The 24,791-nt window shown below is 41.4% G+C and carries 22 protein-coding genes; 19 read left to right on the forward strand and 3 right to left on the reverse strand.

Annotated elements, in window-relative coordinates; all coding sequences use genetic code 11:
• Positions 1–5: 5 nt before the first annotated feature.
• The 11 genes from uvrA (at position 6) to trxB (ending at position 12,307) form a co-directional block, all read left to right on the forward strand.
• Positions 6–2,873: an excinuclease ABC subunit UvrA gene (uvrA, locus tag R8925_RS06185; RefSeq protein WP_430535021.1), complete on the forward strand. Its 2,868-nt coding sequence runs from the start codon at positions 6–8 to the stop codon at positions 2,871–2,873.
• 302 nt (positions 2,874–3,175) lie between these two features.
• On the forward strand, positions 3,176–4,399 hold the full coding sequence (locus R8925_RS06190; protein ID WP_430535022.1) for a DUF4097 family beta strand repeat-containing protein: 1,224 nt from the start codon (positions 3,176–3,178) through the stop codon (positions 4,397–4,399).
• Between the two features lie 92 nt (positions 4,400–4,491).
• Complete coding sequence (locus tag R8925_RS06195; protein ID WP_430535023.1) at positions 4,492–5,766, forward strand: PspC domain-containing protein; 1,275 nt, start codon at positions 4,492–4,494, stop codon at positions 5,764–5,766.
• A 20-nt stretch (positions 5,767–5,786) separates the two neighbouring features.
• Positions 5,787–5,981 (forward strand): PspC domain-containing protein, encoded by a 195-nt coding sequence (locus R8925_RS06200; protein WP_430535024.1) that lies wholly within the window; start codon positions 5,787–5,789, stop codon positions 5,979–5,981.
• A gap of 9 nt (positions 5,982–5,990) precedes the next feature.
• The gene (locus tag R8925_RS06205; protein ID WP_430535025.1) at positions 5,991–6,344 is read left to right on the forward strand and encodes a phage holin family protein; all 354 of its coding nucleotides are present in this window, start codon (positions 5,991–5,993) and stop codon (positions 6,342–6,344) included.
• A 193-nt stretch (positions 6,345–6,537) separates the two neighbouring features.
• A complete protein-coding gene (hprK, locus tag R8925_RS06210) occupies positions 6,538–7,476 on the forward strand; it encodes an HPr(Ser) kinase/phosphatase (protein WP_430535026.1) in 939 nt (312 codons plus the stop codon).
• 271 nt (positions 7,477–7,747) lie between these two features.
• Entirely contained in the window at positions 7,748–8,581 is an 834-nt protein-coding gene (gene lgt, locus R8925_RS06215; protein WP_430535044.1) for a prolipoprotein diacylglyceryl transferase, read from the forward strand.
• Between the two features lie 21 nt (positions 8,582–8,602).
• On the forward strand, positions 8,603–9,253 hold the full coding sequence (gene ppaX / locus R8925_RS06220) for a pyrophosphatase PpaX (RefSeq protein ID WP_430535027.1): 651 nt from the start codon (positions 8,603–8,605) through the stop codon (positions 9,251–9,253).
• Complete coding sequence (locus tag R8925_RS06225; RefSeq protein ID WP_430535028.1) at positions 9,253–9,741, forward strand: acyltransferase; 489 nt, start codon at positions 9,253–9,255, stop codon at positions 9,739–9,741. The genes ppaX and R8925_RS06225 overlap by 1 nt, the downstream gene beginning before the upstream one ends.
• Before the next feature lie 66 nt (positions 9,742–9,807).
• Complete coding sequence (locus R8925_RS06230) at positions 9,808–11,283, forward strand: tetratricopeptide repeat protein (RefSeq protein ID WP_430535029.1); 1,476 nt, start codon at positions 9,808–9,810, stop codon at positions 11,281–11,283.
• A gap of 67 nt (positions 11,284–11,350) precedes the next feature.
• Positions 11,351–12,307 carry a thioredoxin-disulfide reductase gene (trxB, locus tag R8925_RS06235; RefSeq protein ID WP_430535030.1) on the forward strand — a complete coding sequence of 319 codons (957 nt, stop codon included), beginning with the start codon at positions 11,351–11,353 and terminating at the stop codon, positions 12,305–12,307.
• 132 nt (positions 12,308–12,439) lie between these two features.
• Here trxB and R8925_RS06240 read toward each other — a convergent pair whose 3' ends face one another.
• Complete coding sequence (locus R8925_RS06240) at positions 12,440–13,489, reverse strand: bifunctional transcriptional activator/DNA repair enzyme AdaA (RefSeq protein WP_430535031.1); 1,050 nt, start codon at positions 13,487–13,489, stop codon at positions 12,440–12,442.
• 220 nt (positions 13,490–13,709) lie between these two features.
• On the opposite strand from R8925_RS06240, the gene R8925_RS06245 reads away from it, so the two are divergent.
• From R8925_RS06245 to R8925_RS06270, 6 genes are all read left to right on the forward strand, one after another.
• Positions 13,710–14,882 carry a galactokinase gene (locus tag R8925_RS06245; RefSeq protein WP_430535032.1) on the forward strand — a complete coding sequence of 391 codons (1,173 nt, stop codon included), beginning with the start codon at positions 13,710–13,712 and terminating at the stop codon, positions 14,880–14,882.
• A 3-nt stretch (positions 14,883–14,885) separates the two neighbouring features.
• On the forward strand, positions 14,886–15,875 hold the full coding sequence (gene galE, locus R8925_RS06250) for a UDP-glucose 4-epimerase GalE (RefSeq protein WP_430535033.1): 990 nt from the start codon (positions 14,886–14,888) through the stop codon (positions 15,873–15,875).
• 20 nt (positions 15,876–15,895) lie between these two features.
• Positions 15,896–17,401 (forward strand): UDP-glucose--hexose-1-phosphate uridylyltransferase, encoded by a 1,506-nt coding sequence (gene galT / locus R8925_RS06255; RefSeq protein WP_430535034.1) that lies wholly within the window; start codon positions 15,896–15,898, stop codon positions 17,399–17,401.
• Positions 17,388–18,440 carry an aldose epimerase family protein gene (locus R8925_RS06260; protein ID WP_430535035.1) on the forward strand — a complete coding sequence of 351 codons (1,053 nt, stop codon included), beginning with the start codon at positions 17,388–17,390 and terminating at the stop codon, positions 18,438–18,440. Before galT ends, R8925_RS06260 begins: the two co-directional genes overlap by 14 nt.
• Positions 18,441–18,565: 125 nt before the next feature.
• On the forward strand, positions 18,566–19,558 hold the full coding sequence (locus tag R8925_RS06265; protein ID WP_430535036.1) for a LacI family DNA-binding transcriptional regulator: 993 nt from the start codon (positions 18,566–18,568) through the stop codon (positions 19,556–19,558).
• A 16-nt stretch (positions 19,559–19,574) separates the two neighbouring features.
• Entirely contained in the window at positions 19,575–21,302 is a 1,728-nt protein-coding gene (locus tag R8925_RS06270; RefSeq protein WP_430535045.1) for a phospho-sugar mutase, read from the forward strand.
• 67 nt (positions 21,303–21,369) lie between these two features.
• On the opposite strand, the gene R8925_RS06275 is transcribed toward R8925_RS06270, so the two are convergent.
• A complete protein-coding gene (locus R8925_RS06275; RefSeq protein ID WP_430535037.1) occupies positions 21,370–22,209 on the reverse strand; it encodes a helix-turn-helix domain-containing protein in 840 nt (279 codons plus the stop codon).
• A 122-nt stretch (positions 22,210–22,331) separates the two neighbouring features.
• On the opposite strand from R8925_RS06275, the gene R8925_RS06280 reads away from it, so the two are divergent.
• Positions 22,332–23,153, forward strand: a complete 822-nt coding sequence (locus tag R8925_RS06280) for a lipoate--protein ligase family protein (protein WP_430535038.1) — start codon at positions 22,332–22,334, stop codon at positions 23,151–23,153.
• A 15-nt stretch (positions 23,154–23,168) separates the two neighbouring features.
• Positions 23,169–24,071, forward strand: a complete 903-nt coding sequence (gene lipA, locus R8925_RS06285; protein WP_430535039.1) for a lipoyl synthase — start codon at positions 23,169–23,171, stop codon at positions 24,069–24,071.
• 303 nt (positions 24,072–24,374) lie between these two features.
• Here lipA and R8925_RS06290 read toward each other — a convergent pair whose 3' ends face one another.
• On the reverse strand, positions 24,375–24,551 hold the full coding sequence (locus tag R8925_RS06290; protein ID WP_430539413.1) for a putative holin-like toxin: 177 nt from the start codon (positions 24,549–24,551) through the stop codon (positions 24,375–24,377).
• Between the last annotated feature and the right edge of the window lie 240 nt (positions 24,552–24,791).

Consider the following 24,791-nt stretch of genomic DNA (forward strand, 5'->3'; position numbering starts at 1 on the left):
TAGAGTTGGAAAAAGATAAAATTGTGATACAAGGCGCTAGAGCCAACAATTTAAAGAATATTGATGTCGAAATTCCGCGGGATAAACTTGTTGTTATGACTGGCTTATCTGGATCAGGAAAATCGTCGTTAGCTTTTGATACGATATATGCAGAAGGACAACGACGCTATGTAGAATCGTTATCTTCTTATGCTCGCCAATTTTTAGGACAAATGGATAAACCAGATGTGGATTTGATTGAAGGCTTATCACCCGCCATTTCTATTGACCAAAAAACGACGAGCCGTAATCCGCGATCTACAGTAGGTACTGTCACGGAGATTCATGACTATCTACGCTTAATGTATGCACGTGTAGGGCATCCTGTCTGTCCAAACCACGGAATCGAAATTACATCGCAAACGATTGAACAGATGGTCGATCGTGTGTTAGAGCTTCCTGAGAAGACACGAATCCAAATTTTAGCCCCAATTGTATCTGGCAAAAAAGGAGCGCATAAAAAAACGCTAGAAGGCATCAAAAAAGAAGGATATGTCCGCGTACGAATCGATGGAGACATGTATGATATCGGAGACGAAATTGAGCTTGAGAAGAACAAAAAGCATTCCATTGATATTGTTATTGACCGCATTGTCGTAAAAGAAGGTGTAACTTCTCGTTTATTTGATTCTATTGAGTCTGCACTAAGATTAGCAGAGGGATACGCGGTTGTTGATGTCATTGGTGATAAAGAACTGTTGTTTAGTGAACATTATGCTTGCCCTTATTGTGGCTTTTCTGTGGGCGAATTGGAACCTAGGATGTTCTCCTTTAACAGCCCATTTGGCGCTTGTCCCACTTGTGATGGACTTGGAACGAAGCTAGAAGTAGACATTGATACAGTAATTCCAGATATGAGCTTATCACTAAATGATGGAGCAATTATTCCATGGAAGCCAATCAGCTCTCAATACTATCCAAAAATGTTGGCAGCAGCATGCAAAGAGTTCGGGATTGATATGGACACACCGTTAGAGAAACTACCAAAAGAACATTTAGATATCATTCTGAATGGCTCCAATGGAAAAGAATTCTACTTTGAATATAAAAATGATTTTGGAATGACACGCGAAACAAATATTCCTTTTGAAGGTATTATTCCAAATGTAGAGCGCCGTTACCGCGAAACGAGTTCAGACTTTACAAGGGAACAGATGGCGCAATACATGACAGACTTGCCATGTCCGTCATGTAAAGGTTATCGACTTAAGGAAGAAGCGCTAGCCGTGAAGATTAATAAAACACACCTTGGCGACGTGAGCAATTTCTCAATTACAGAAGCATTAGCCTTTTTCGATGAAGTAACATTGTCTGAGAAGGAGACACAAATTGCCAAGCCCATTTTGAAAGAGGTAAGGCAGCGATTAGGATTTTTGAAAAATGTTGGTCTAGATTATTTAACACTAAGTCGCGCGGCTGGAACGCTCTCAGGTGGGGAGGCGCAACGGATTAGATTAGCTACACAAATTGGTTCACGATTAACTGGTGTACTTTATATTTTAGATGAGCCTTCCATTGGATTGCATCAGCGCGATAATGATCGACTTGTTCATACGTTGCAAAGTATGCGTGATATTGGCAATACATTAATCGTCGTAGAGCATGACGAGGACACGATGCTAGCGGCCGATTATTTAATTGATATAGGACCAGGTGCTGGTGAGCATGGCGGCGAAGTTGTGGCTGCCGGAACTCCGGAAGAAGTAAGGAACAATAAGAACTCTATTACTGGCGCCTATTTATCTGGGAAGAAATTCATTCCAATCCCCTCTGAACGTCGTAAAGGTAGCGGAAATAAGCTAGAAGTCATAGGTGCTAAAGCAAATAATCTCAAAAATGTGAGCGCAATATTTCCATTAGGAACATTCACTTGTGTGACAGGCGTTTCTGGATCTGGGAAAAGTTCATTAGTTAATGAAGTATTGCGTAAAGCTCTATCTCGCCATCTTAACCGAGCGCATGCTAAACCTGGCGAACATAGAGAAATAAAAGGTATGGAAAATTTAGAGAAGATCATTGATATCGACCAATCACCAATTGGGCGAACGCCACGTTCTAACCCAGCAACATATACAGGCGTATTTGATGATATTCGTGATTTATTCGCATCTACAAATGAAGCTAAAATTCGTGGATATAAAAAAGGTAGATTTAGTTTTAATGTAAAAGGTGGCCGCTGTGAAGCGTGTAAAGGAGATGGTATCATTAAAATTGAGATGCATTTCTTGCCAGATGTATACGTACCGTGCGAAATTTGTCATGGCAAACGCTACAATAGTGAAACACTAGACATTCGTTTTAAAGGCAAAAATATTGCCGAAGTGCTCAATATGACTGTAGAAGAAGGCTTGGATTTCTTTAAAAATCTACCTCGTATAAGTCGCAAGCTACAAACAATTGTAGATGTAGGACTTGGATATATTCGATTAGGACAACCCGCGACTACGCTATCCGGTGGGGAAGCGCAACGTGTGAAGTTGGCCTCAGAGCTACACAAACGTAGTAATGGTAAGTCATTCTATATTTTAGATGAACCAACAACGGGTTTACATGCGGATGACATCGCGCGACTATTGAAAGTACTGCAGCGATTAGTAGATGAGAATGGTGACAGCGTGCTTGTAATTGAGCACAATCTCGATGTTATTAAACAAGCTGATCACGTTATTGATTTAGGACCAGAAGGCGGAGACGGTGGCGGCCAAATTATTGCTAAAGGCACACCAGAACAAGTAGCCAAAGTAGCTAAATCTTATACTGGAAAATATCTAAAACCAATCTTAGAACGCGATAAAGCAAGGATGAAAGAAAAAATAGCAAGTAAAGTAGAATGATTGGTAGTGACACCAAATAAGTCACAGATTACTGTGAGATATCTTTATTATTGGATTGAAATGTAGCTTTACACAAATCGAGTGAAAGTGCTTGGAATCCAGAAGTCCACGAAACTTCTGGATTGCGAACGCTTGTCGTCGATTTTTTTTGTATACATCTATTTAACTAACAAATAATCATACTCTGGTTGTATGACAGAAAGCATCTTGTCCCTCATAATAGAGTTATCAGTTAAAACTAATAATCAAAGAGAACAAATACTTAAGGGATATCGCTTTATTTCCACAAGGAGGAAAAAAACATGGAAAACGAACGCAAACGAATTTTAGAATTAGTTAAACAAGGTATTATTTCTACGGAAGAAGCGCTAACATTACTTGAGAATATTTCTAAAAAAGAAGGAAAAAGCGTCACAGCAGAGGATATTCGTTCTTCTCAAACAGTGGAGGACGATGTGCAAGAAGAAGTTCAGGAAGAATACGATTATTCGCAAGGTTGGAATACGAAAGAGAATCCATATCGTGGCGGTGCTTCTTACAAGAAACGTCCACAACCTAAACAAAAACCAGATGCTAATCAAGCGAAGCAACAAGATACTGGTCGTCAAATCATGGATGAGCTTTCCCAAGCGGGAGAAAAGTTCGGTAAATTTTTGAATAATGCATTTGAGCAAGTAAAGGATATGCCGATTCCATTCCTTACTTCTACAAAATTAGAACGCGATTTTGTATATCATGATACAACTTTATCTATTCTAGAGTTTGAAATCGCCAATGGTAATGTAGAATTCAAGACTTGGGATAGTAATGATGTGAAGGTACATGCAAATATCAAGCTTTTCAAAGAATATCCAGAAGAGGAAGCACTACAAATTTTCTTCGATAAAACAACATTACGCGTTGATGAAGAAACATTACGCTTCCAGTCACCATCGAAACAAGTGGTAACAAACTTGACCGTTTACTTGCCAGAGCGCGAATATGATTATGTTTCTATCAAAATTTTGAACGGTAATCTTCATATTGAAGGTTTGACTGGTCGTGACATGTTTGCTAAGACTACGAACGGTAATATCAGTGTAGGTACATTGAATACGACGTTAACAGAGATTGAATCCATTAACGGAAATGTTCGCGTAAATAATGGTACGGTACGTGATTTATCGCTAAAAACATTCCACGGTAACGTTGCAGCTAAGGGTGCGTTTGATTCAACTAATTTACAAACGAAAACAGGAAATATTGCATTCACTTTGACAAATCTTGATTCTAGCTTCTTGAAAACAAAGACGGGTGTCGGAAACATCGAACTTCAAGTACCAAGTGATCTAGGTGTGGATGGCAAATTGCATACGAACCTTGGTAAGATTAACCTCGGTATTTCTGGTGCAGATGTACTTGATGAAACATCTGATTCTGTAAATAAAACAATTCTTTTCACGAAACTACCGAAAGCAAATGAAGCTGTTTTGAAAATCGAAGCAGAAGCAACGACTGGTAATGTGAGAGTAAAAGACGTTAAATAAGAGAAACTCGCTATTCGCTTGAGGTTGTCTCATTCGAACTTGAGGAATAGCGAGTTTTGCTACATATTTAGAAATGAAAGGAAGGAACAGTGATGAACAAAAAATTAAGGAGATCCAGATCAAATCGTAAAATAGGTGGGGTTTTCGGCGGTTTATCAGAATATCTCGGTATTGATGCCAATGTTTTACGAATTATCTATGTTGTACTTATAATTATTTCTTGGAAAACGATGATCGGGGTTATTGCTTATATTATTGCTTTGTTCCTCATCCCTTCCGAAGATACGAGTTATGATGAAGTTATTGATCGACATAACCAGAAGATGAAAGATAAATATGATCGTCATGAAAGAAGAATGGAATCAAAAAGCGAGCGTATCAAACAAGCGCAAGCAACACATACAGAACGCGCTAAAGAAATGCAACGTCGTCATATTGAACGTGCTAAAGAAATGCGCGGGCGTCACGGTGCTCATCGTCAAAATCATGGAAATATGGGAAATAAGATACACGGTAATCAAAAAACGGCACGTCCAAGACCAATCCGTGAATTTGAATTTAACAATACAACTTTCCGCACAATGGAACTAAAGATTGCAACAGGTGACATCATTATTCGCGCTTGGGATAAAGAACATATGAAAATGCGTACTGTGCTTTCCGTTCACAACAAAGCCCGGGCAATTCAACAACTCAGTGAAGAGAAGCTGTGGGATTATTTTTTCAGCCAAACAACATTGGACATGTCAAATGACCGCTTTGTGTTTGAATCAAAGAATGATGCATTGAAAACCGATATTGTGTTGACAATTCCAAAACGTGTCTATGAGCAAGTGAGAATTCAATTATTGAATGGTAACTTGAAATATGATGATATGGAAGTCGATGATAGTACGCTGAAAGTACGCCACGGTGATATTAGGTCAACTGGAACAGCAGGGAAATTCCTTGTTGCAAGTACGGAAGATGGCGAAATTTTATTCAAGAGTGGTAAGGTTGAAAATATTGAACTTCATACGACTAAAGGTGATGTATCAGTAACTGGTGATTTCCAAACAACAGTAGCATTTGCTGAACAAGGTGATGTCGGCTATATTCTCCAAAATGATAAGGCAACTGCGGCAGACCTTAAAGCACCAAATGGCGATATTCGTATTCAAGTCCCGGCAACTTGGAATGTCGATGGTACGCTTGGAACCAAACGTGAAAAAATTTATTTTGATTTGAAAAACGCTAAAGTATGGGATGAATCTAATAAGTCCCTTGTGTTTACACAAAATTCAGAAGAGATGAGCGTTGCAACATTACAAGCAGCAGTGGACAATGGCATCATTAAAATTACCGAATTAGAAGAAAAACAAGTATAATTAACATAGGAGGCAGTACCATGAAAAAATTAACGAAATCGTCATCACAAAAAATGCTAGCAGGTGTATGTGGCGGAATTGCTGAATACTTCGGATGGGACGTAACGTGGGTTCGTATCGCGTATGTGCTACTATCGTTCTTAAGCTTTGGAACAGGAATTCTTATCTACATTATTTTAGCCATTCTTATGCCAGCTAATTCAAGTTGGGAGTGATCCAAGTAAATGCGCTGGATAGTAGGAGTGTTAATTAATGCGATATTATTTGTCGCTCTATCTGGATTCTTCGATAGTTTCCATGTAGAAGGATTTACAGGTGCGGTTATTGCAAGTTTTGTATTGGCAATTTTGAATATGTTGGTGAGACCGATTCTCCTTATTTTGACATTGCCGATTAATATTTTTACATTAGGATTATTTACTTTCGTCGTGAACGCGATGATGTTGGAGTTGACATCATTTTTCCTAGATAGCTATATTCAGATTGACAGTTTTGGAACAGCATTAATCATTGCATTATTGATGTCACTTGCGAATATGGTAATCAATTCAGTACTTTGGGATAAGAATCCGCGATAAAATGAGACCTCGAAATAGCAGGACTTCGTAAATGAAGAATCGCTTACTTTCGGGGTTTCTTGTCGTTAGCTTAAAAATAGGTAGCCTTAAAAATAAGAAAGTGCTAAAATGAGGTATAGCTTGTAGACAAAAAGGATTAGCGGGATGGGCTGTGTTGGAAGCTTTTTGCCTGTTGACTAATGGAGGTACTTTCATGACAAAATCAGTAACAGTGAAAGATTTAATGGAGCGTCTAAATTTGGAATTGATTTGTGGGGAAGAGGGATTGGAACGACCAATCTTGACGAGTGATTTATCACGCCCAGGTTTAGAATTGACTGGTTTCTTTTCTTATTACCCGGAGGATCGGGTGCAGTTATTTGGAATGACGGAAATCTCTTTTTCAGAAGGGATGTCGAGTGATGAGTGCTTGAAGCGTTTTCGCCAAATGTGTACGAATCGTACGCCAGCGTTTGTTGTGTCGCGACATTTGGAAGCACCGAAAGAGTTGGTACAAGCGGCGACGGAGGCTAAGATTCCAGTTTTACGATCAAAACTTAAAACAACCCGGTTATCTGTGTATGTGACGAATTATTTGGAAAGTAAGTTGGCACCGGTGATTTCTATGCATGGTGTGCTTGTTGATATTTACGGGCTTGGCGTGATGATTATGGGATCAAGTGGTGTTGGTAAAAGTGAGACGGCGCTGGAGCTTGTGAAACGCGGGCATCGATTGGTTGCGGATGATAATGTGGAGATTAGACAGGAAGATGAGTTGACGCTTATTGGTCAGTCACCGCCGATTATTGAGCATTTGTTGGAGATTCGTGGATTGGGAATTATTAATGTGATGACATTGTTCGGAGCTGGAGCTGTGCGTTCTAGCAAGAAAATCACGATCGTTGTGCATCTCGAAAGCTGGGACCCTGATAAGCATTATGACCGTGTGGGGCTTGATGAAGAAAAGATTCGCATTTTTGATATTGATGTACCGAAAATCACGGTGCCGGTTCGTCCTGGACGAAATCTCGCTGTCATTATAGAAGTTGCGGCGATGAACTTCCGTCTAAAAAATATGGGATATAATGCAGCAGAGCGTTTTACACAAGATTTAAACAACCTTATTGGTCAAAATAGCAGTATGACAGATTGAGTCCAGTGTGTCGACAAACGCTCATTTTCGTCGTTAAAAGCTCTGTTCCAGTGCTCATGTACCTTAGTACACTCCGCGCTGGTACTCGCTTTTGCCTAGAAACTAAGCTTGAAGGACGGCAGACAAATGAAATTTCTCTGCATATTGGAGGACTAACTCATTTCATGTCGAAGAACTCCAACAACACACTGGGGTTTTGGAAAGAGTCAGGTGAAGAAGTTTTTCTACAGCCTGAGATTGAGTCTAATTTGTTTTAGAAAGTAGGGGCATGATGAACTTGAATTTAGCGGCGCTGGACCCAGTTGCCATTCAATTAGGTGGATTATCGATACGCTGGTACGGTGTTATTATTGCGTCGGCTGTTGTTGTGGCGCTACTTATTGCGTTACAGGAAGCGACAAAGCGCAATGTGGATAAAGAATTATTAGTGGATTTGCTCATTTGGGCGATTCCAATTGCGATTATTAGTGCGCGTATTTATTATGTGCTGTTTGAGTGGAGCTATTATAAAGACCATTTGAATGAAGTTATTAAGATTTGGCAAGGTGGAATTGCAATTCATGGGGCATTGATTGGTTCTGTGTTGACAGCGATTATCTTTTCGCGTATTAAAAAAGTTTCATTTTGGCAGCTAGCAGATATTGTTGCACCGAGTTTGATTATTGCGCAAGCGATTGGGCGCTGGGGTAATTTTATGAATCAAGAGGCTCACGGCGGACCAACAACGCGTGCTTTTTTAGAGAGTTTGCACTTGCCGGACTTTATTATTAATCAAATGTACATTGATGGCATTTATTATCAGCCTACTTTCTTGTATGAGTCGATTTGGAATGTGATTGGGTTTGTTGTGTTACTCATTTTACGCCGGACGCGTATTTTGCGTGGGGAATTGTTCTTGTCTTATGTCATTTGGTACTCGGTGGGACGCTACTTTATTGAAGGTTTGCGGACGGATAGTTTGATGTTGACTGATACGCTTCGGATGGCACAGTTTATTTCGATTGTGCTTGTGGCGGTTTCAGTGGCCTTGATTGCGTACTTCCGCGTGAAGAAGAATCGTCCATATTATTTGGAAGATAAGTACGGTATCGCGAAGAAGAAATAGAGCTTTGGAGAGGGAGTACACATGACTAAGAAGATTACGACTTTATTATTTGATTTAGACGGGACTTTGATAAATACAAATGAATTGATTATTAAAACGTTTCAACATACGCTGGGAGCTTATTTTCCAGAGAGAACGTATGAGCGCGAGGATATTTTGCCATTTATTGGACCTTCCTTGATCGATACGTTTACGGGGTTAAATCCGGAAAAAGCGCAGGAAATGGTGGATCACTACCGAGCTTTTAATAAATTGCATCATGACGAATTAATTTTGGAATATGATGGGGTTTATGAAGCGATTAGAGCGCTGTATGAGGAAGATTATAAATTGGCTATCGTTTCTACTAAAATGTATGACATGATCTTAAAAGGGCTTAAAACAACTGGTTTGGATAAATATTTCCAAGTTGTGATTGGTTTAGATCAAGTTGCGGCGCCAAAACCAGATCCGGAAGGTATTAATATGGCGCTAAAATTGCTCAATTCGACAGCAGACGAAGCGATTATGGTCGGTGATAATTACCATGATATTGAAGCGGCACAAAATGCGAATGTGAAAAGCGCTGGTGTTGCTTGGGCGATTCGTGGTGCGGATTATTTAAGAGGCTATAACCCAACGTATATTTTGAATTCGATGGGCGATCTTTTGGAGATTGCGAGGGAAGATTAGTGCGCCGAACGAAACGATTTAAGGCGAATGATGGTGTAAATCCACTTTGGACAGTATATAAAACAGTGTCGTTTGGCCGCACGTTGAAGAATACGATTGTGATTGAATGCGGGCGTATTTTTCCTTTTATGCGAGGAAAACGGTGGCTTTATCGGCGTGGTTTGGGTATGAAAATTGGCGAGAATACATCCATTGCCTATAAGGTGACGGTGGATCTTTTTTATCCGGAGAGAATTACGATTGGGCGAAATTCGGTGATTGGCTTTAATACAACGATTTTGACGCACGAATATTTGATTAGGGAGTACCGCATTGGAGATGTGACGATTGGTAATGAGGTCATGATTGGCGCGAATGTGACGATTTTACCCGGTGTAAGTATCGGTGATGGAGCTATCGTTGGAGCAGGTGCGGTCGTCTCAAAAGATATTCCTGCGCGTAGTTTTGCTCGGGGGAATCCGATTGTTATAAGTGAACTAGAAAAGTAACCCCCCCTTATTGCCTTATTTTATGGTATACTCAACTTACTTGGAAAATGCGCGGAGGTTAAAAATTTGAAAAATAGTAAAGAGGATAGTAACAAAATTTATCCGTTTAGACCGAACGGGGAGTTTTATTTTCAGCGAGGGATTGAAGCTTTTCGTAACCAGGAGATGTCGGAAGCTTTGCGATATCTGGAACGTGCAGCTTTTTTCGAGCCAGATGAGCCTGTGATTATGTGTCAGCTGGCGATTTGTTATACAGAATTAGCTCAGTTTGATAAGTCCAATCAGATTTTGCGTCGTGTGCTTGATGAGGCGGATGATATTCATTATTGTTATTATTTTATGGCAAACAATTATGCATATATGAAAGAGTTCAAGCAGGCATTGCAGCACGCGAACAAGTATTTAGCACTTGTTTCTGAAGGTGAATATGTGGAGGAAGCAAAGGATTTAATTCAGCTTATCATGGAAGAAGCTCCCCTTTCGAGTTTTGGCGTGAGTGATATGTCGGAAGTCGAAAAGGATTTCTTCGCCTTTAAAATGAAGGTGGACCAGCTAATATCAGAAGATAAATTAGATGAGGTCAGCAAGTTTTTAATTGCTGAGATTGAGGAGAAATCAACTTTTTGGCAGGCGTATATAGAACTTGCTGGGATTCGTTTCAAAGAAGAGCGGTTTGCGGAAGGTTTGGCGATATTAGAAGATGTGTTGGCACGTGATCCTGGAAATTTCATGGCATTGTGCGAGCTCTATTTGTATGCTTATTATCAGGCACAATGGGAGCAGGCAGGCGCGATTTTGAAAGAGCTTGGGAAAGTGGAGCCATTTATGTCATCGCAACGTGAAAAATTGGCGCGGATTTATGCAATGGCAGGCGATTATAAACATGCGGATTACTTGTTCGTGAAAGTGGATCAGTTGGAAATATTGGATCGGTATGCTTACTATTATTACCGAGCGGAAACGGCGTTCTTTTTAGGGCGTCTTGATGAGGCGCGGGATTTTTGGGAACATTTCACATTGATCGATGGTGAAGATTTAGAGTTCCCGTGGGAATATCCTGATTTATTAGCGAATGATGAACGCGTGGTTTTAGAGAAATTAGCAAGTGATGATAGATTGGAGCACTTGTTTGGTGTATATTTGCTGACAGTTTCTGATAAACATCCCGCTTTAGTTATGTTCAACGATTATTTTGATATGACTGGATGGGACTTTTTTGAGCATTTGATTTTCTCTGAGTTTGAGTTTTTACCTGATAGTCGGGATGCCGCTAATTGTAATGGGGCAGTCGCGATTTTGGGGCGTTTTGAAGAATTAGATTTCCCTGCAAAAGTAAAAACGACTCCGATGTATTTATTTGTCCTTGATTTTATGAAGCGTTCGATTGATCAGAAATATGATTTGCGGACGAAAAATTTGGATGGATTGGCTGCGGCGATTCTGTATCGATTTAAGTTTGGCACGCAGAAAGTGATTGCCGAATGGTTTGACGTTTCTGTTGCGACGCTTCGCAAGTATTCGCTTGAAATCGAAGGGTTTTGAGCAGATAAATGGACGGAAAAGGTGTGAGGGTTTACGATAGTTCTATGGTTAGATTGGAGGAATCACAGTGAGTGAAGAAAGAATTTATGACGTTATTATTATCGGTGCTGGGCCTGCGGGAATGACTGCAGCGCTATATACTTCCCGTGCTGATTTAGATACTTTAATGATTGAGCGTGGTGTTCCTGGTGGTCAAATGGTGAACACAGCTGACATCGAAAATTATCCTGGGTTTGATAGCATTCTAGGACCAGATTTGTCGGAAAAAATGTTTTCTGGCGCGAAACAGTTTGGTGCGGAATATGCGTACGGTGATATTAAATCGGTTGAAAACGGTGAGGAATTCAAAACAGTCGTTGCGGGTTCAAAGACGTTTAAAGCGCGTTCGATTATCATTGCTACAGGAGCAGAACATCGTAAATTAGGCGCGGAAGGTGAAGACAAGTACAGTGGTCGCGGCGTTTCTTATTGTGCGGTATGTGATGGAGCTTTCTTCAAAAATCGTGAATTAATCGTTGTCGGTGGCGGAGATTCTGCTGTAGAAGAAGGAGCATATTTAACACGTTATGCAAGCAAAGTAACGATTGTGCATCGTCGTGATAAATTACGAGCACAGCAAATTTTGCAAGATCGTGCTTTCAAAAATGAGAAAATCGAATTTATTTGGAATAGTACAGTTGAAGAGATTGTTGGCGATGACATGAAAGTGACTGGCGCTCGTCTTGTTTCAACGGTTGATGGCTCTACATCGGAATTGAACGCGGATGGGGCATTTATCTATGTCGGCCTTGTACCACTTTCGAGTGCTTTTCAAGGTCTCGGTATTTTGGATGATGAGGGCTATGTTATTACGAATGAAGAAATGGAAACGTCTATTCCAGGGGTTTTTGCGGCAGGAGATGTTCGTGTGAAGTCGTTACGTCAAGTTGTTACAGCAACTGGTGATGGCGGCTTAGCAGGACAAAATGCACAAAAATATGTGGAAGAATTAAAAGAAGCCTTAGTGGAAAAAACACAATTGTAATATTAAAAATAGATAGCAGTCGACTAAATCTAGATTTTAGATGCGGTTGGCTGTTTTTTTGTAATATGTAGATGGGATATGAAAATAGAGGCGCTGAATCAGCATTAGAGTTGATTTAGCACCGCTATTTTTTTACGCATTATTTTTCTCGTGTGTCAGTAGCCATTCTTTACGCGCAATACCACCACCATAGCCAGTTAAGGAGCCATCACTTCCAATCACACGATGACATGGAACGAGTATGGAGATTTGATTGGCACCATTTGCTCTTGCAACGGCTCGGAATGCTTTTGGATGACCGATTTTTGTAGCTAATTGGGCATATGATGTAGTGGAGCCGATAGGAATTTTTTGTAGCTCACGCCAAACAGTTTGTTGAAATGGCGAGCCGATATAAGTGATTGGTGTCTCAAAAACGGAGAGGCTTCCTTCAAAATAAGCATCCAGTTCCTGCTCTAGCTGCTCAAAAATCGGACTTTCGCCTGGAATTACCGCAGCATGCCATTTTGTTCGTAAGGATTCAATTTCGGTTTCTAGACCACGCCGATCAACGAATTCGAACAAAACTAAGGCGGCATCATTTGCAATGGCAATCATTGATCCAAGCGGGGTTTCGAGCCATTTGGATACGAACATATTTAGTGATGTTGCTTTTTTAGGAATCGTGCCCATTGTTCGTGTAAAAGCATCGCGGAACCCATTTCCTGAATTGTAGCCACCTTCTAATTGTGCCTCTATAATAGGTTTACCGTTGCGAATATAATCAAAAGCGAAGCCAAGCCGCCTCGCTCGTGCGTATTCAATGAATGTCATACCGAATTGTTTTTTAAATTGTCTCCTAGCAGTATTAGCACTAATCGAGAGTTTGTCAAAATCTTTATCGGTCCATTTACGCTCGGGATGTGCCTCGATTGCTTGGACAAGTAGTTTGACTTCTGCGGATAGTTTACTCGGATTGTTCAGTGGCTGGCATCGTTTACATGGACGATAAGAAGCTAAAAGTGCTTCTTGTGCTGTATCGAAAAACTCGCAATTCTCTTTGTTAGGCTTTTTTGCGGGGCATGTGGGACGGCAAAGTATGCCTGTCGTTTTAACGCCTACATAGAAAACACCTTCATAATTGGAATCTTTTTTGATGAGCATATCGTAAAAATGATCAATTTTTGACTGTTCTGTAATCATCTTATTCGGCTCCTTTCGTCACGGTTATGTAAAATCATTTTATCATCTCCTAATTGTTTGATAAAGCTATTATAATACGTGCTATAAAAAATGATACCAAGAAAATTAACACCAATGTCGAATCTTACTAAAAATATTTAGTAAAATAAGTTGATAAAGTTTACTAAATAAATTATAATGAGCCTAAGAGGATTTATATTGAGTGTGGAGGTATGGGAAAATGGATTTTTCAAAATTGAAAGCTGATTTTGCTCGAAGGTTTAATCGAACGGATGGTGCGTTATTTTTTGCACCGGGTCGTATTAATTTAATTGGGGAACACACGGATTACAATGGTGGACATGTTTTTCCGTGTTCGATTACACTTGGAACTTATGCAGTTGCAGCGAAACGAGAAGATACAATGGTTCGCTTGATATCGCTTAACTTTGAGGATTTGGGGATTATTTCGTTTGATTTAGCGGACTTGGCATATCGCAAAGAAGATAATTGGACGAACTATCCGAAGGGCATGTTGAAATATTTGAAAGAGGCAGGACATGAGATTAATCAAGGGATGGATATTTTGTATTGGGGTAATATTCCGAATGGAGCTGGGCTTTCTTCTTCGGCTTCGATTGAGTTGCTTACGGGAGTTATTTTAGAGGACTTATTTGGACTTGAATTGGCGGGTTTGGAGTTGATTTTGACTGGAAAAAAGGTAGAGAATGCGTTTATTGGTGTGAATTCAGGAATTATGGATCAGTTTGCAATTGGGATGGGTCAGAAAGATATGGCGATTTTGCTGGATTGTAATACGCTTGAGTATGAGATGGTTCCGGTGAAGCTTGAGGCTCATACGATTGTGATTATGAACACAAATAAGCGACGTGAGCTGGCGGATTCGAAATACAATGAGCGCCGAAGTCAATGTGAGCAGGCGTTGGCGGAGTTGCAGACGGAGCTTTCTGTGAAATCGCTAGGTGAGTTGGACATGGAAACGTTCGAAAAGTATCAGCATTTGATTTCGAATGAGACGTTAGTTAAGCGGGCACGCCATGCAGTGAGTGAGAATGAACGGACAATTTTAGCGACAAAAGCACTTAAAAATGGAGATTTAATGACATTTGGTAAATTAATTAATCAATCCCACATCTCTTTACGTGACGATTATCATGTAACTGGGGTAGAATTAGATATGTTAGCGGAAACGGCTTGGGAGCAACCAGGCATTTTAGGAGCGCGAATGACGGGTGCTGGTTTTGGAGGGTGTGCAATTGCTATTGTAGAAACGGCTCACGTGGATGCATTCATTGAAAAAGTGGGATTAGCTTATGAGAAGAAAATTGGCTATCCTGCTGCGTTTTATATTGCAAATATTAGTGATGGAGCAAAAGCCATCAAGGAGGAATAGGAAATGAGTATTTTAGTATTAGGCGGCGCAGGTTATGTTGGCTCACACGCGGTGGATCAGTTAGTAGATAAAGGTTATAAGGTTATTGTTGTCGATAATTTACAGACAGGTCACGCGGAGTCTTTACACAAGGATGCCGTATTTTACAAAGGTGATATTCGCGATAAAGCTTTCATGCAAGATGTTTTCAAAAAGGAAACAATTGAAGGCGTGATTCATTTTGCGGCGAATTCATTGGTTGGTGAATCCGTGGAAATGCCACTAGAATACTTTAATAATAATGTATATGGCACCCAAGTTACACTGGAAGTAATGGAAGAATTCGGTGTTAAAAATATCGTCTTTTCTTCATCTGCTGCAACGTATGGGGAACCGAAAGTGATTCCGATTACGGAAGATGCACCAACAAATCCAGAAAGTCCGTATGGTGAAACGAAACTGATGATGGAGAAAATCCTAAAATGGTGCGATAAAGCTTATGAGACGCGTTTTGTGGCGCTACGTTATTTCAATGTCGCGGGTGCGAAGTTTGATGGAACAATTGGCGAGGATCATAATCCGGAATCACATTTAGTGCCGATTATTTTGCAAACAGCACTTGGTCAACGTTCGGAACTATCGATTTTTGGCGATGATTATCCTACAGAAGACGGGACTTGTATCCGTGATTATGTCCACGTAGTTGATTTGATTGATGCGCATATTTTAGCGCTTGAGTATTTGAAGAATGGTGGCGAGAGTAATATTTTCAATTTGGGAAGTAGCCAAGGTTTTTCTGTAAAGGAAATGCTAGAGGCGGCTCGAAAAGTGACAGGAAAAGAGATTCCTGCGAAAGTTGTGCCAAGGCGTGCGGGTGATCCAAGTACGTTGATTGCTTCTAGTAATAAGGCACAAGAAATTTTAAAATGGAATCCGCAGTTTACGGACGTGAATAAAATTATTGAGGATGCTTGGAATTGGCACTCTAAGAATCCGAACGGTTATGCTAACTAAAAACACATGAGGTGTAAACAATGATAGTAGATCAGTTTGTGGATGTTGCGATAAAAAATGGCGAATTGGCAGATTTGGATCGTATTTATGTGACGAACCGAATGCTTGATTTGCTAGGCTGGTCGGAAAAGCGTGCGGTGGCAGTGAGTGCCACCGCAGATCGCTTAGGAATGCTGGATCAGTTGACGGAATTGGCTGTTGAATCGGGTGTGATTGGTACGGCACTTGCAGAACGAGAGATTTGGCAGAGCAAGGTAATGGATTTATTTGTTCCAAGTCCGTCAGAATTAAATGCGGAATTTTGGGAATTATATGAACGGTCACCTCGAGCGGCAACGGATTATTTTTATAAAATTAGTTGCGCGAGCGATTATATTAAGACGCGGAGTATTGCGAAAAATATTGAATATCGGGTGGAGACAGCGTATGGTGAGCTAGAAATGACAATTAATCTGTCAAAACCAGAGAAGGACCCGAAACAGATTGCTTTAGAGAAAATGATGAAAACGGTTGCTTATCCTGTTTGTGCATTGTGCGTTGAGAATGAAGGTTATGCTGGTCGTATGGATTTTCCGGCACGAACGAATCATCGAATTGTGAGGATGCGTGTTGAAGATGAGGAATGGGGATTGCAGTATTCGCCATATGCTTATTATGAGGAGCATTGTATTTTTCTGTCAGCAGAGCATCGGCCAATGGTGATTGAGCGGGATACGTTTGCGCGGTTGGTTGCGATTACAGCACAGTTTCCTGATTATTTTGTCGGATCTAATGCTGATTTGCCGATTGTTGGCGGTTCCATTTTGTCACATGATCATTATCAAGGTGGGGGGCACACGTTTGCGATGGCGAAAGCGCCTGTACATAAGGACTTCCCTGCTTATTCATGGGCAACTTTTCCAAATGTGACGATAGAAATTGTAAAATGGCCAATGTCGGTGATCCGGCTACGTTCGGCGAGTGCGACGGAAATTGTGGAGGCTGCGGATGTCCTCATGCAGAAATGGAGAAACTATTCGGATGCATCGGTCGAAATTTTGGCGTATAGTGGAGAGGAGCGGCATAATACGATTACGCCGATCGCGAGTCGTTGTGATTCATTATTTGAGTTGTCGCTGGTGTTACGGAATAATCGGAGGACGACGGAACATCCGGATGGGCTTTTTCATCCACATCAGGAGTTGCATCATATCAAGAAGGAGAACATTGGATTGATTGAGGTGATGGGGCTTGCTGTGTTACCGCCTCGTTTGAAACCGGAGCTTGAGGAAGTCGCGCTCTATTTATTGGATCAGCCGAATACGATGGCAGATTATCATAGGGAATGGGCGGATCGATTGAAGCGTGATGGTGTTTTTGATGCGGGGACGGTGGAACATTTTCTGCAACAGGAGGTTGGGAAGGTGTTTATGCAAGTGTTGATGGATGCGGGTGTCTTTAAGGATACGCCGGATGGGATACGGGCGTTTGATAGATTTATGAAATTGGTGGTAGAGACGGAGGAATTAGCAAATGAAGATAAGTGAGCGAAAGTTTGGGGAATTAAAAGGGCAAGATGTGACGGAGTTCTGTTTGGAAAATGATCATGGTGTGCGTGTTCGGGCGTTGGATTACGGTGGTGTTGTAACGGAAACGTGGGCACCTGATGCGAAAGGGGATTTTGCGAACGTTTCGCTGGGATTTGGGACGCTGGATGAGTATTTGGCGCATTCTCCTTATTTTGGTGCACTGGTAGGACGTGTTGCTGGACGGATTGGTGATGCGCGTTTTGAGATGGATGGAAAGACGTATCAGCTTGCGAAAAATGAAGGAGAGAATATACTGCACGGCGGGCCGAATAATTTCAGTAAGCAGATTTGGAACTCGGAAACGCTGGAGACGGAGGATGCGATTGGTGTTGTGTTTTCACTGACGAGTCCGGATGGAGAGAATGGCTTTCCAGGGAATTTGGATGTTCGAGTGACATATACGTTGAACAATGCGAATGAATGGCGAATAAAGTATGAGGCAAAATCGGACGCAAAGACGGTGTTTAATCCAACGAACCATATTTATTTTAACTTGACGGGGGATGTGGCGCAAACGATTTTGGACCAGGATCTGGAGATGCGTTCTAGTCGCTTTGTAGCTTTGCGTGAAGATTCGATTCCAACAGGGGAGCTGGTTGATGTAACTGGGACGCCGTTTGATTTTCGGACGTCACGTGCACTTCGGGATGGCACAACGAGTGAGCATCCACAAAATGTAATCGTCAAAAATGGCTATGATCATGCGTTTGTCTTGGATCATGATGAAACAGGGACGCCGGATGCGCGCTTAGTGGATCAAAATAGCGGTCGCGTGGTGGAAATGCGAACAGATTGTGAGTCAGTTGTTGTTTATTCTGGAAATCAGTTAACGGGAAATTTTGCGATAGATGGTGTGATTGCTCCGAAATATGCGGGTGTGACGATGGAGACGCAAGGGTTGCCGGACTCGATGAATCATGAGGGCTTTGGCTCAGCAGTTATTCAGAAGGATGAACTTTTTCAATCAGAAACAGTATTTACATTTAAGACATTATAGAGGTAGTTTGAAGGCTAGGGATGGAGTATTCCGAGCCTTTTTACTTGAAAATAGACGTGTTGCACAATTCCTGATAGAATAGAGGGGATGCTTCACGAATGTAGGCAGAGGAGCGTGTTAGGACAATGGCAACGATTAAAGATATTGCGAAACAGGCGGGGGTTTCGATTGCAACGGTTTCGCGGGTGCTGAATTATGATGAAACGCTTTCTGTCGGTGATGATACGAAAAAACGTATTTTTGAGGCGGCGGAACAGCTTTCTTACACGAAGCACAAACGTAAACAGCAAAAGAAAAACGCAAAAATAGCAATTGTACATTGGTATTCAGAAAAAGAAGAGTTGAATGATTTATATTATCTATCCATTCGTGTAGGTGCAGAACGTAAAGCCGAAGAGGAAGGCTATCAAGTATTGCGTGTTTTTCAGGATATCCCGGAGCAGACGCTTGGCAATGTGGAGGGCATTATCGCGATAGGAAAGTTCAGCCAGGCACAAATTGAAGCTTTGACGGACTGGAATCCTAATATTTGTTTTGTTGATTTTGACCAGTCGGTGCAGAAATATGATTCAGTTATTGTTGATTTTCAGCAGGCAACAGTGTCGGTTTTGGATTACTTTATTGAAAAAGGACATCGAAATATCGGTTTTATCGCGGGGGAAGAGCAGTTTAGTGACGACTCGGCGAATATTATTGATGCGAGGTGGCTTGCTTTTCGAGATTATATGAAGCGAAAAGGACTCTACGACAAGAAATATTGTTTTTCGGGCAAATTTTCTGTTAAAACAGGATATGAGTTGATGATGAGGGCAATTACAGAACTCAGCGAGGATTTACCAACGGCATTTTTTGCAGCGAATGACTCGATTGCGATTGGGTGTTTACGGGCGCTTCAGGAGCAGGGAATCGCTGTGCCAGAACGTGTAAGTGTGATTGGTCTGAATGATGTGAGTGTTTCCAAATATGTTTTTCCACCGCTTAGTACGGTGAAGGTATATACAGAATTGATGGGTGAGACTGGTGTGGAACTTTTGCAGGAGCGATTGCTTGCCGGTCGGTCGATTACGAAAAAAGTAACGCTATCCACGGATTTAGTGATTCGGGAAAGTAGTTTGTGAAAAGGGGCGAAAAATGATGCAGTGGAGAGAAGAGTATGAGAAATGGTTGGCAAATGAGGCGCTAGAAGCTGGTTTGAAAAAGGCGCTGCGCGGAGAGAAAGACGAGAAAGTGTTGGAGGATAGTTTCTATAGAAATATGGAATTTGGTACGGCGGGGATGCGTGGAGTATTAGGTGCTGGAACGAACCGGATGAATATTTATACGATTCGCAAGGCTTCGGAAGGTTTGGCACGTTATGTTGCTGAGAATGGTGAAGAAGCGAAGAAACGCGGAGTTGTTATTGCGTATGATTGCCGCCATATGTCGACGGAGTTTGCATATGAATCAGCGCGTGTACTCGGGTACCATGGTATTAAGAGTTATGTGTTTGAGACGCTTCGTCCGACGCCAGAATTGTCGTATGCAGTGCGTTTTTTGAATACGTTTAGCGGTATTGTTATTACAGCGAGCCATAACCCTGCGGAGTATAATGGTTACAAGGTTTACGGAGAAGACGGTGGACAAATGCCGCCACATGGTGCGGATGCAGTGACGCGTTACATTGATGCTATTGATGATATTTTCGCGGTGAAAGTGGCGGACAAAGATGCGCTAATTGCGGACGGAATGCTGGATGTGATTAGTGAGAAGGTGGATACGCCATATTTAGAAGCTGTAAAAACAGTAATCGTGAACAATGAACTTGTTGAAAAACACGGTAAGGATTTGAAAATTGTTTTCACACCGCTTCATGGGACAGGTGGTATGCTAGGTTTGAAGGCATTAGAGAGCGTTGGATTTACAAATGTGATTCAAGTTGCCGAGCAGTTTGAGCCTGATCCTAACTTTACAACAGTAAAATCGCCAAATCCGGAAAATCGGGAAGCGTTTGAAGTGGCGATTGGTTATGGCGAGAAGTATGATGCCGATTTACTCGTTGGGACGGATCCTGATGCGGATCGTCTAGGTGTTGTGGTTCGAACGAAATCAGGAAAATATGATGTGCTTAGCGGTAATCAGATTGGTGCGCTAATTTTACATTATTTATTGAAGCAGAAAAAAGCGCAAAATGAGCTACCAAAAAATGCTGCGGTTTTGAAATCGATTGTTACATCTGATTTAGGAACCGTTATTGCAAAACATTTTGATGTTGAAATGATTGAAGTTTTGACTGGATTTAAGTTTATCGCGGAGCAAATTCATAACTTTGAAACGACTGGTTCACATACGTATGAATTCGGATATGAGGAGAGTAATGGTTTCATGGTGAAGCCGTTTACGCGTGATAAAGATGCGATTCAAGCACTACTTGCAATTTGTGAGGTAGCGCTCGATAGCAAACAGGCTAGGAAAACGCTGGCTGAGGATTTAGAAGAAATCTATGAGCAATTTGGTTATTTTAAAGAAGATTTGGTCTCGTTAACGATGAGTGGGAAAGATGGTTCTGAGCAAATTAGTGATATTATGAAATCATTCCGAGCATCGATGCCAGAAGAAATGGGCGGCGAGAAGATTGCTAAGGTAGAGGACTATCAATTGAGTGAGCGGCATTATCTGGATGACGATAAGAAGGAAACGATTGATATGTCGAAGTCGAATGTTATCAAATGCTTCTTGGAGGACGGATCATGGTTCTGCCTTCGCCCTTCTGGAACAGAGCCAAAAATCAAGTTTTACTTTAGTATAAAGGGAGAAACAGAAACGGCCGCAGCAGAGAAATTAGAACGGGTTCGTGAAGGTTTACTGAAAATTGTTGAGAAATAATAACAATCGCCTCACTGGGAAACCAGTTTGGCGATTTTTTTGCATTCTATTATGATTATCCGCATATTTAATATAGAAGCTTTCGACGTTTTGTGAGTTCGGCGGTAACGAATTGTTCGTCAAGATAGGATGAGAGCTCCAAGCTAAACTTGATTTTCCGGATACCATTTTGTTTTCGCTCTGTTTTTATAAAAAGGACGCCGAGTTCGAAAAATAGATGGCTTAGTTGGAAGGTGCTGTTCTGTTTTTGACAACAGGAAATACCAAGGTGGAGGTATTCAATGGCCGCCAGATGTTCTGATTGGTTTGCGTAAGCGCGTGCGATATTTAAATAGATAGTTGGCATTAATGGGGAGGTTTCTACTGGTTTATGCAGGAAAAGTAAGCATTGGTTCAATTGTTTTAGGGCGTTGATATCATTATTATCTTCAAAATAAGCGAGCATCAAATAGCTGTGGATTAAGGCTTCATGTGTTGTCGTGCGTTGGATATTGAGCAGGAGCGCTTCTTCTAAGTGCTTAATCGCGTTTTTTGGATGATGCTTGTAGAGAAGCTCGCATACTCCAAGGTAAAAATAATAATGTGTTGTTTGCGAGTGGGTTTCGAACAAGGCGAGTGTTTTTTTATGTAGGCTAGCATATAATGTCTCAAAATCATGACTAATGAAGAGTTCTTGTAGCTCTTTTCTTAGTTGGATGAATGGTGAGTCAAGTTGGGATGTGGATAAAAGCGTGTCTATTGTAATGCCGAGTTTTTGGCATATGTTGTGGACGATGATGACACTTGGGATTTCAAGGCCCTGCTCGACGCGACTAAGTAAGCTTTGGGAACAGATGCCTTCCGCTAGCTGCTTTTGAGTGAGTTCTAAGTTTGTTCGCAAGTATTTAATGCTTTTTCCGAGTTCCATGTTACATCACCTCATTGATTAATTTATGCGAATAGTCATTTGAAAGATAGCGCATTCTTTCTTAGTATAAAGGTTACAAGATAAAATTCAAGTAGTATGCGCTTTTCACGAAGGAGACTAGGATGATGAGAGAAAAATGGTTACTGCTCGACCAATCTAAGCTTGATCCGGCAGTGAATATGGCTGTGGATGAGAAATTAATGGAATGGCATCGGGCTGGGATGATTCCGCCTGTTTTGCGATTTTATGGCTGGACGCCGGCGGGACTTTCGGTTGGGTATTTTCAGCGTACGGAGGGGAAAATTGATCGGACAGCGGTTGAAAAACACGGATTCAGGTTGGTACGGCGGCCAACTGGTGGCCAAGCAGTTTTGCATGACGATGAGTTGACATACAGTTTTGTAATTGCAGAGAATCATTCGAGTGTTCCAAAAACGATAAAAGCAGCACATAAACTGATTTCAGAAGCGTTACTCTGCGGATTGCAAAAATTGGCTATTGATGCGAATTTTGCAGTACCAGAGGATAAAATGCAAACGAGTGGTACGGCGATTTGTTTTGAAGAGCCATCTTGGTATGAGATTACATTGGATGGGAAAAAGGTGATTGGTAGTGCCCAGGCGCGACAGGAAGGAATTTTATTGCAACATGGCTCGATTCCACTACATATGAATGCTATTGAATTGTTTGATCTGTTTGTTTTTGAAAATGAGCGTGTGAAAGAAAGAATGTTACGGGCTTTTGGCGGGAAAGCGGCGGGGATTTTTGATTTGATTGGTAGAGAAATTCCGCTAGATGAGATGAAAGTAGCGTTCCAAGAAGGGTTTACGGAGGTATTTGATGTGGCGTTTGAGCGATTTTCATTGACGGATGCGCAATGGAGTGAGATTCATGAGCTTGCGGAGGAGAAATTTAGGCGGGAAGGTTATTTGTATTCACGATGAAAGGGGATTTTACGATTGGAAAAGAAGAAGGAACATGTGCGAAAGCCGGATTGGTTGAAGATTAAGATTACGAATAGTGAGAGTTTTAAAGCAGTGAAGAGCAATTTACGGGAAAACCATCTGCACACGGTTTGTGAGGAGGCGAAGTGCCCAAATATTCAAGAGTGTTTTGGGGAGCGCAAAACGGCGACTTTCATGATACTTGGTGATATTTGTACTCGGGCTTGTCGCTTTTGTGCGGTGACAACAGGTGCTCCGACGCATTTGGATTTGGGTGAACCAAAGCGTGTTGCGGATTCTGTTGCAGCGATGGGACTGCGCCATGTGGTAATTACGGCGGTTGCGCGAGATGATTTGGCGGATGGTGGTTCGCAGGTATTTGCGAATACGGTGAATGCGATTCGTTATCGGATGCCACATACGACGGTGGAAGTTTTACCATCGGATATGAAGGGGGATTATGAGAGTTTAAAAACGTTGCTTGATGCGAAGCCAGATATTTTCAATCATAATATTGAGACGGTGAGAAGGTTGACGCCGCAAGTTCGTCATCGTGCGACATATGATCGGTCGCTTGAATTGTTGCAACGGGTTCGGGATATGGAGCCAGATTTGCCTACGAAATCGAGTATTATGGTTGGTCTTGGTGAGACGCGTGAAGAACTCCTAGAAACGATGGATGATTTGTTGGCGCATGGCGTTGAAATCTTGACGATTGGGCAATATTTGCAACCTTCGAAAAAGCATTATCCTGTGGAGCGTTACTATGATCCGCGCGAATTTCGGGAGTTAAAACGGATAGCACGGAAAAAAGGGTTTATTCATTGTGAGTCGGGTCCAATGGTACGTTCGAGTTACCACGCGGATGAACAGGTTAATGCAGCCGCGAAAAAACGGCGAGAACAAGCTGGATTATAGGAAAGAAAGGCCATCGCTTTGCATGTCAAGGATAGGTAAAGAGGATTGGAACAAGGAAACAGTTCATCAGTGGTGTTTTTTTAGGATATTCCAAACAATCAGAAGTGGGTAGAGCGATGGAATGTGGCCATATACGTTAATTTAAAGTAAGCGTTCTTTGACGATATTCTCAAAAAGTGCTATAATAAAGTGGAAAAGGAAGCCATGCGACAACATGACTTCCTAGTGCAAACACCATTTAAGATGGTGACAGCTGTATTAGATTAATGAAATCCGCCTAGCCGTCAAGCTTATGGGTGGATTTTATTTTTTGTCATTTTTACTGTTCATAATAGCCACAATTAAAGCCGCAAAAGCGATCATAATTGTGAGACTTTCAAAAACAGTCATGCTTAGTCCTTTCCAGGAGAAACCATTAATAACATGGCAACACCTACTTTCATAAAAGAAGGCTGCCAACCACCATAAACTCGTTTGCATGATTTAGTATACCATAAAAATGAGTTATTTTTAAAACGAGACGAGTCTGAGACAAAAGGTTCTCTGACCTAGAAAAATACGTATCCAAAATCTGCATTTAGATTTTGGATACGTATTTTTTCCATTTAGGCACGCGAGGCGTGCCAGTTTTCGCATATTATTAGCCATGAAATAGAGGTTGGCTTCGGTCGCTACTTTTGGAAGCCCTCGTAAACGGAAACGAGTGAAACCCAAAATAGC

The organism is Listeria rocourtiae subsp. hofi (genome assembly GCF_963575615.1).
GTDB lineage: Bacteria > Bacillota > Bacilli > Lactobacillales > Listeriaceae > Listeria_A > Listeria_A hofi.